Source organism: Hoylesella timonensis S9-PR14 (genome assembly GCF_000762405.1).
In the GTDB taxonomy this organism is placed as follows: Bacteria; Bacteroidota; Bacteroidia; order Bacteroidales; family Bacteroidaceae; genus Prevotella; species Prevotella timonensis_A.
In genome coordinates, this window is record NZ_JRPQ01000060.1 from 1 (window position 1) to 8,696 (window position 8,696).

The window sequence follows — 8,696 nt, forward strand, 5'->3', positions numbered from 1 at the left end:
TTTTTGGTTCAAAATGTAAGTTCGTTCAGTCGTGTAGCTCGCTACACTCCTTCACTCTCTTGCATTTTGACCTCAAAAATAAGCTCAAAATCTAACAAAGCTAATTTATAGAACCAGCCTTAATCATTTCTTAAGCGTTCCTCAATGTATTTTTTTACTTTCTCCCATGAACCGCTGACAGCGATATAAGAGTACCATTGACGCAGGCTGGTTTGGAATTAGCAAAATAAACGTCGTTTTTTATGATTTCTGTTGCAAAAATACATAAATCCGTTAAAATCTACAAGATATGATGAGATTTTTTTATGATCACTACGGCTCGATCATTTGAAGAATCATTTTTTTACAACGAAAAACGCTATGTGTAAAATCGGTGGCACGTTGCACGGAAAGATAATAAATGCTGAATTTTCTTTACAAAGAGCCTCTCATAACTCGCATAAAAACAACCAACGGCAAAGTTGGTCGCAAATACGCGAATTTTGAGCGATGTTTGTAATCCATTGTTTTTGAAGATGTTATGCTTGCATCGTCTCTTTTCCTTCCTATTTTTACCACTTTTGAGCGATTGAAGCATTGAGATAAGCCTGCTATTTGCATGCTTTAATGCCGCTGAAGTATGTGAATAACACCTCTAAAGAGTGTTTCCAAGCGAGTGAAGTCAATGTTTCAGCTTGGAAAAACGCCTCATTTGTGAAAATCAGCCCATTTTTGTTGAGCATTTGCCTATTAAATTTTTCTATTTTGAAGATTTTAGATGGTCGTTTTTTGGTAAAATGATAGGACAAAAGCAGCCGAATTTCTTTACCAAAAATGGCAAAAAAAAATCATCTTTCTTCTATAAAAGAGTCGCATACTTGTATATATTCTTGCAAGAATATGTGGTATGCCATCAGGCTTTAATTATCACATTTCTACGCTCTTGCATGCGATAATATTTTGTTGTGTTGTGTGGATGTTCAAAAAAAAAATAAAAGCTAAACTAACGCGAAGAAAGAAAAAATGTACTTTTGCAGCATAAAATGGATAAAATACAACAAAGTTTAGTAACTGGCTTTATGAATATTTTTATTATCAATTAAATAATTACGCTTATGAAATTCAAAACTTTACACACCCTTTTGCTGATTATTGCCACTACGCTGTGGACAGGGCGCATCGACGCGCAACAACTCGAAATTGATAACAACGCTGTAAATATAGCTAATGATGCCACACTCACGGGGACATGGCTCAAATCGGGCAATGTAAGCTGGAACGCGGCGACCAAGACTCTCACACTGGACAACGCCAAAATCGAGAACGGCACAGGTTACTACACACTTTTGGTTAGCGGCTTGAACATTACCATCAAGCTGATTGGAAGCAGTGATATAAATGCCACCTCCATGGAGGCTGTCCGTCTCATGAACTCTAAGACCACCATCACTGGCGGCGGAGCTCTCAAGGTGAACGCAGGATTTACCGCCGTGTATCTACACCATGACGCCACGCTGGCCATTGACGGCTGCACCGTGGATATAGATGGCAGGTTGGAAGGTTGGAGCTTGGGTGACGAGGAAGACAAAAAGAACCACCTCGTGGTGAAAAATGCCACCCTGAAGGCCACGTCCGTCAGAAGGCTAAGCTCCATCACTCTCACAGCTTGCAAGATGCAGTCGCCCGATGGTGGCAAGATTGGCGAAGACGAGTTTGGTAAGTTCGTGGCCACGGCAGACGGCAGCGAAGCTCGAAGCATTGTCATTGTGCCAGACAAATCTACTTCCATAGCGCACACAAACGTTGAGAACGGCTGCGAGGTCAAAGCCATCTACTCCATGGACGGACACCTTCGGTCTACTCTTGGCAATGGCATTAACATTGTATGCACGAGCGATGGTAAGACCTTCAAGGTGTTCAAAAAGTAGCGGTCGCAAAATGCGTGTCGCCACAGCGACTGCTTCTGCCAACGATCACTTTTACTAAAGGGCGGTTCTATAAATTAGCTTTGTCAGATTGCGAGGCTGTTTTTGAGGTCAATTTGTTTGTGAGTGAAGGAGTATAGCGGGCTATACGACTGAACGAACAAACAAATTGAACCAAAAAGAGACCGCAAGATGACAAAACGCAAACTGTCCAACATACAAAAAACTTTACGGTGGTAATTTATAGAACCGCCCTAAAGTAAGTGTTGCATGCTACAGGTTAAACTTGACAAGATCAAGGTTGACCGATTGTGCCAATCATTATGATCCTCTGCACCTGTCATGTCGTACTTTCTGGCGGTAGATATGGTTTGTCCTCATATTACAACTGGCGCTTATCGGCATTGCCATTAATCTTTAAGAAAAAAAACATGCAGGAGGCAGTAAACATCCAATATTAGCCATCCTTCACACTAACAAATAACCCTTATGTGCCTGACCGCATATAAGGGTTATTATAAAAGATTTTTGAGTGAGAGGTACATTAAATTCTTTTCCAAGAACTTTAGTCAAGAAAAAGAATTTGATATTAGACTTCCTATAGGGATTCCCAAAAGTGAATTAGCTGAAATTCCCTACATACACAACTGTCTCGAGATGATAATTGTAATTGCTATTTCATCCAAAGTCGTTGGCTATTCTTGAAGCATATGATTAACAACCGAAAAAGCTCTTGAGCCTTCTCTTCATATCTGCCTTACACTCCTGCCACACCTTAAGGTTTTGAGCATACTCCTCTTCTAAGCGTTTCATCTTATCTTCCCGCTGCCACTTATTTTGAGACGTGTGCTTTCTGCCTTTCGTTGTCAATCCAACAATGATCCAAGTAATGATCAATAAGACAAATCCCAGTGTCGTCATATCTTACCTATTTATAATAGTACTCTTGCAAATTTACATAAAAACTGTGATTTTCACACCAATAGAACAAAGAAATAAAATTGGAGTTTGGAGGAAAGATAGAAAAATAATACTGAAATAAAAGTTATTTGCTGGATGAATAATAAGTCTAACGGAAGAAGATATACAAATGAGCAGCCACAGCCAACATATTTTCTTATTGAAAAAAGCGGAAACCCCTTTGATAGGACTTCCGCTTTGTGCGCTTCAAGATGGGCTTGAACCAACGACCCCCTGATTAACAGTCAGGTGCTCTAACCAACTGAGCTATTGAAGCATTTTGTGCAATTCGTATTCTTGATTGCGGATGCAAAGGTAGAACGTTTTTTTGAAACTTGCAAACTTTTTTGAAAAAAAATAATCGTTGTACCTTAAAATGGGCAAATTTTTCTAAATCAAAGCCTCATTATGAGGTTAAAATATTATCTTTGCTCATCATTAAATCATGTAGAATGAAAAAATTATTGACATCTCTCTTATTGGTAGTTATACTGCCCACACTTACTTATGGGCAGGAAGACAAGAATCACCTCTTTGAAACTGCGAAAAATTTAGAAATCTTCAATACAGTTTATAAGAATCTGGACTTGATGTACGTTGATACGCTTGATGCCAATGAAGTCATTGGCGATGGCATCAAGGGGATACTAAATCGGTTAGATCCGTATACAGAGTATTATCCAGCGAGTGAGACACAAGAGCTTAAACGCTTTATCTCTGGAAAATATGGCGGCATAGGAGCCTTGATACGCTATCATCTACAACTCAAAAATGCTGTTATTGACGAGCCTTATGCACAGATGCCAGCAGCCGAAGTGGGTCTAAAAAAGGGGGATATCATCCTTCAGATTGACGATACTACCATGGTTGGTAAAGATACGAAGTATGTGAGTGAGCACCTTCGAGGCGAGCCCGGTTCTACTTTCCTATTAAAGATAAAGCGACCTTCCACAGGAAAGATAATGACGTTCAAAGTAAAACGCCGCTCTATCCAAATGCCTGTCATTCCTTTTTATGGCATGTTAACCACAGATATTGGGTATATCAATCTTTACCAGTATTACGAAGATTGCGCCAAAGAGGTGCGTAAAGCTTTCATTGACCTGAAAAAGCAAGGCGCAAAAGGTATGATACTCGACTTGCGTGGCAACGGTGGCGGTTCTGAACAAGAAGCTGTCGACTTGGTGAACATCTTTGTACCGAAAGATGTCACCATCGTCACCAACAAAGGAAAGCTGAAACGTGCAAACCATGCCTTTAAGACACGCATGGAACCCGTAGATACAATCATGCCTTTGGTTGTCTTGGTAAACAACATGACAGCGAGTTCCAGTGAGATTACCAGTGGCAGTCTGCAAGATTTAGATCGAGCTGTCATTGTAGGAACCCGCACTTTCGGCAAAGGTTTGGTACAGATGACGGTGCAAGTTCCTTACAATGGCAACATGAAAGTGACCACCGCACATTATTATATACCCAGCGGTCGATGTATTCAAGCCATTAACTATAAACACAAGAAGGGGAAAACCCTCAACACTCAACTTCCTGATTCACTGACAAGGGTATTTTATACCAAAAATGGTCGTGAGGTGAGAGACGGTGGAGGCATTATGCCGGATGTAGAAATCAAGCCCGATACCATTGCGAATATTTCGGCATATTTGCAACATGGCGATAGTACTGAAACGATGTTCAACTACGTGATTGACTATATTGCCAAACACAAGACGATTGCACCCGCAAATCAATTCGAACTAACAGATGCTGAATTCAACGAATTTAAGCAGCAGGTTCTCAAAAATAAGTTTACTTATGACCCAGGAACCGAGAAGATGTTAAAGGAATTGGAAAAGATAGCTAAGTTTGAAGGATACTATGAAGATGCCAAACCAGAATTTGCAGCACTCAAGAAGAAACTGACTCATGATGTTGCAAAAGATTTGGAGTTGAACAAAAATGAGCTGAAACAAATCATATCGGCTGACATCCTAACAGCTTATTACTTCCAAGGCGGAGCCATTCAAAACGGCTTAAAGTACGACAAACAAACAAAAGAAGCCATACGACTGCTGAAAAACAAAGAAGAATATAACCAAATTCTATTAGGCGCTAAAAGTGTAACGAACAAAGGAACACAAAATAAGCACTAAGCGAAGAAGCAACAGACAGAAAGAAGTCCACTTCAAGAAACCAAAATTGTTCGAGACAGAGATGGTCAGAACAATTTTGGTGATTGATAATCAATTTATTACTGCTACTTCAAGAAGCGAAGTCGCTTGTCAAGAGGTTCAAAAGTTTTCTCTTGCGGCTCGGCTGCTGGTACACCAAATGGCATTTGAGCGCGCAATTTCCAATCAGGATGTATCTGAAACTCTTTCGCTACCACCTCATCTATCAACGGGTTATAATGTTGTATTGAGGCACCAAAACCAGCATCTTCGAGCGCTGTCCACAAGGTTAGCTGATGCATACCATTCGTTTGTTCGGACCAAATGGGAAAATTGTCAGCATACGAGGGAAACTTTTCTTGCAATCCACGCACTACCGATTGGTCTTCATAATACAAAATCGTGCCGTATCCGCTTTGGAATGAAGCGTTAATCTTTTGCTCTGTTTGCGCAAACTTCTCGGGAGCGATTCGCTCTCTTAATACGTCTTTTGTAAGTTCCCACACCTTTTGGTGATGCTCACCCAGTAGCACTACCAACCGAGTACTCTGACTATTAAAGGGTGAAGGAACATGCTTGATAGTACACTCAACTATCTCACGGATGGCGTCATCAGAGATTGGCGACTCATTTTTTAACGCATAATAACTACGACGATGCGCAATGGCATCCAAAAAAGTTCTACTCGTCTTCATTTTCATATTTGATTTTCTTCTTTAGAAAAAAGCCTTCCTTAAAATGTTATATCAGAAGTCTTTGTTACAAATATGCCATAAATTATTGAAAAATAGAAGTTTCTATCGTTGAAAAATGATAAAAAAGAGTAAAATGCGCCATTTCATTGCCTAATTGCAGATGCGCTTCGTGTGACAGATAGATGCTCACCCCACCATGTCATTTTATCTACTGGGGCGAACATAAAAGTAGCATAGCCAACATTCAGCTGCTTTCTCATCAAGTGTGGTCCTGTTGTGTGCCACTATTTTTACACGAAAGAAATAAAAATAAGGTAAGTATCTTTTTGCACTATCTGCTTTTTAGGGTAACTTTGCAGTGCATGAAACAGAAACTTCGCAACATCAGCCGCTTGAAGCTGATAGCTTTGGTCATCGCACTATTATTCGTCATTACGTGGGTGACATGGACTTGTTGGCCCGCCTCTGGACAACAAATGAAACGTGCAGTAGCTGTCATTGAAAGTAAGTCATGGTACGAAATTGTATGCGATGGCAAAAATGTCTTGTTTTTTGCGGACATCTCATCCGATTCGAGCTTGTATCGCCTTTCTGTTCATCGTGATTCTTCCACCCTAACAACCTACTCTACGGGAGTTTGGCTCAACCGATATGCCGTAATTCCATCGTGTCATGGTAGATTGGTCACTATCAAAATCAATGTCAACAAAGCTGTCGGCATCGATGCGTGTACGCTGATAAGAAAAGAACAAGCGAGAAATCAGCAGAGAATACGCCGCTTGCAGTCTCGACTGAAAGAACTCAATTACTATCTCCGCATACATAATGTGCATGACGAAGGATATAATACGGTGGCAGGATACACCGACGAAATAAAAAATAGGGCAGCACAAGCAAAAGCGCTATCAAGTATTTTTGATTCGATTCAGAAAAGTAAACAAATTCGCATCTTCCACAAAACGAGCTATACCGCCCACTACAACAACAGAAAAGGCGAACGCCAGCATGTCTACATGGTAGAAATCAACGCTTCAGCGAAACAGCAAACAGTGCTACTGCAAACAACAACGCAAACAACACCAACGGGTGCAGTTCCATTATCTATCATGCCGTGGAAGGCGAAAAGCAACGGAGATGCACTGGCAGTAGGTTATGGTGGGCTCGGCATACCAGAATTGGCAACAGAAAAAGCGCATTGCTGCATCATTTCAACCGTTCTCCACGACGGGCAACACGATTTACCAACAGTGCTGGCAGGTGCTGGTTCTCTAATTTTTAGTTCTGGCGGGCGTTTGATAGGCATCACACAAGGGAAACACGTCATTGACCGAACCCAATTACTCGACTTTTTCAGCAAGGAGGGAAAGCCATGAAATTCTACTTTCATTCATCGCTACCCACATTCGTAACGCTCCTCGTCCTTTCTCTTTGCATGTCTTGCAGCAGAATACACCCCGATGTACAAGTTGTTTCACAGCAGCGTGGCTATACTTACCGTGGCACATTGGTTAAAGGAAAATATGAGGGTTATGGTGAAATGCGCTATCATGGTCGTGTCGTGTATGCAGGGCAGTGGGTCGACGGCAAACGAGAAGGCAAAGGTGTTAGTTACGATAGCTGCGGTCAACGAATCGTTGGCTTATGGAAAGCAAACACCTTAATCCATGGTACTCGTACCGATTCTGATGGCGTATATACGGGGCAACTCAATCAGAAAGGGCAACCCGATGGCGCTGGCAGCTACACGTCTACCGATGAAACTTATTATCATGGCTATTGGTTGCAAGGCGAACGTAGCGGATTTGGCTTCGCCTCATCGCCTAAAAAGTTGCGTTTAGGCGAATGGAAAGCTGACCGCTATCTTGGAGAGCGACTGGTTTATACGGAGCAACGCATCTATGGCATCGATATTTCACGCCACCAACACGAAATAGGCAAAAAACATTACCCCATTTATTGGAATCAACTCCGCATTACTCATTTGGGAACAATTAGCAAGAAGCACATCCGTGGCACTGTGAGTTATCCCATATCGTTCTGTTACATCAAGTCAACAGAAGGTACAACGATACGAAACAGATATTATAAGGGCGATTATCGGGCTGCCAAAAGAAACGGAATCCACTGTGGTGCTTATCACTTCTTCTCTACCCTGACCAGTGGTAAGGCGCAAGCCAAGTACTTTTTGCGCAACACTCTCTTTCAAAAGGGAGACTTTCCTCCAGTCCTTGATGTGGAGCCTTATCCCAGTCAAATCGCTAAGATGGGCGGAGTAAAGGCGATGTTCAACGAGGTGAGAGCATGGCTACAATTAGTAGAAAAGCATGTAGGCGTAAAACCTATTTTATATATCAGTCAGATTTTTGTCAACAAATACCTGCCCGAAGCACCAGATCTTATGAAAAACTACAATGTTTGGATAGCACGTTATGGCGAATACAAACCTAACGTTCACTTGGTGATGTGGCAGCTAAGTCCTGACGGGAGAGTAAAAGGCATCAAAAGCGATGTTGATATCAATATTTTCAACGGCTATCAGGACAGCTTTGAAGAATTCTTGCGGAACGAACGCATCAAGTAATCTCATTATCGTTGATGCGTACATACTGCAACAAGCAACTGAATAACGAACAACACAAAGGAGACAAGAACATAACTTGTGCCTCCCTGCCATAATATGACTACGATTTCCCTGCTTAGTAAGTCAGTTGGAAATGCACTTTCAAAACAATGTTTTTGTCCTTTTATTTTACCAAAAATCGACCATCTAAAATCTTCAAAATAGAAAATTTTAATAGGCAAACGACCTGCAAAAATGAGCTGATTTTCACAAACGAGGCGTCTTTTTTAGCTGAAACATGGACCTAACGCTCTTGGAAACACTCAATAGAGGTGCTATTCACATACTTCAACGGCATTAAAGCATGCAAATAGCAGGCTTATCTCAATGCTTCAATCGCCAAAAAGTG

Annotated in this window: 6 protein-coding genes and 1 tRNA gene; 4 read left to right on the forward strand and 3 right to left on the reverse strand. The window is 41.3% G+C overall.

Translation table 11 applies throughout. The features are described 5' to 3' along the window. Positions 1–1,094: 1,094 nt before the first annotated feature. Positions 1,095–1,907 (forward strand): hypothetical protein, encoded by an 813-nt coding sequence (locus tag HMPREF9304_RS02855; RefSeq protein WP_036926296.1) that lies wholly within the window; start codon positions 1,095–1,097, stop codon positions 1,905–1,907. Between the two features lie 711 nt (positions 1,908–2,618). On the opposite strand, the gene HMPREF9304_RS02865 is transcribed toward HMPREF9304_RS02855, so the two are convergent. Both HMPREF9304_RS02865 and HMPREF9304_RS02870 read right to left on the reverse strand, forming a co-directional pair. Next, positions 2,619–2,825 (reverse strand): hypothetical protein, encoded by a 207-nt coding sequence (locus HMPREF9304_RS02865; RefSeq protein WP_036926299.1) that lies wholly within the window; start codon positions 2,823–2,825, stop codon positions 2,619–2,621. Positions 2,826–3,067: 242 nt separating this feature from the next. Then, positions 3,068–3,141 (reverse strand) — tRNA-Asn (locus HMPREF9304_RS02870). A gap of 175 nt (positions 3,142–3,316) precedes the next feature. Between HMPREF9304_RS02870 and HMPREF9304_RS02875 the strand changes: the two genes are divergently transcribed. Further along, positions 3,317–5,014, forward strand: a complete 1,698-nt coding sequence (locus HMPREF9304_RS02875) for a S41 family peptidase (RefSeq protein WP_036926300.1) — start codon at positions 3,317–3,319, stop codon at positions 5,012–5,014. 104 nt (positions 5,015–5,118) lie between these two features. On the opposite strand, the gene HMPREF9304_RS02880 is transcribed toward HMPREF9304_RS02875, so the two are convergent. Further along, on the reverse strand, positions 5,119–5,727 hold the full coding sequence (locus HMPREF9304_RS02880) for a nitroreductase family protein (RefSeq protein ID WP_156104749.1): 609 nt from the start codon (positions 5,725–5,727) through the stop codon (positions 5,119–5,121). 362 nt (positions 5,728–6,089) lie between these two features. On the opposite strand from HMPREF9304_RS02880, the gene HMPREF9304_RS02885 reads away from it, so the two are divergent. Together HMPREF9304_RS02885 and HMPREF9304_RS02890 are read left to right on the forward strand one after the other, a co-directional pair. Then, positions 6,090–7,100, forward strand: a complete 1,011-nt coding sequence (locus tag HMPREF9304_RS02885) for a hypothetical protein (protein WP_231564452.1) — start codon at positions 6,090–6,092, stop codon at positions 7,098–7,100. Further along, positions 7,097–8,308: a GH25 family lysozyme gene (locus HMPREF9304_RS02890; protein WP_036926302.1), complete on the forward strand. Its 1,212-nt coding sequence runs from the start codon at positions 7,097–7,099 to the stop codon at positions 8,306–8,308. Before HMPREF9304_RS02885 ends, HMPREF9304_RS02890 begins: the two co-directional genes overlap by 4 nt. Positions 8,309–8,696 lie beyond the last annotated feature (388 nt).

What these genes read in the sequence shown, in the direction of transcription:
- HMPREF9304_RS02855 (WP_036926296.1), top strand. Translation starts at nt 1,095, where the DNA reads ATGAAATTCAAAACTTTACACACCCTTTTGCTGATTATTGCCACTACG.
- HMPREF9304_RS02880 (WP_156104749.1), bottom strand. Translation starts at nt 5,727, where the DNA reads ATGAAGACGAGTAGAACTTTTTTGGATGCCATTGCGCATCGTCGTAGT.
- HMPREF9304_RS02875 (WP_036926300.1), top strand. Translation starts at nt 3,317, where the DNA reads ATGAAAAAATTATTGACATCTCTCTTATTGGTAGTTATACTGCCCACA.
- HMPREF9304_RS02865 (WP_036926299.1), bottom strand. Translation starts at nt 2,825, where the DNA reads ATGACGACACTGGGATTTGTCTTATTGATCATTACTTGGATCATTGTT.
- HMPREF9304_RS02890 (WP_036926302.1), top strand. Translation starts at nt 7,097, where the DNA reads ATGAAATTCTACTTTCATTCATCGCTACCCACATTCGTAACGCTCCTC.
- HMPREF9304_RS02885 (WP_231564452.1), top strand. Translation starts at nt 6,090, where the DNA reads ATGAAACAGAAACTTCGCAACATCAGCCGCTTGAAGCTGATAGCTTTG.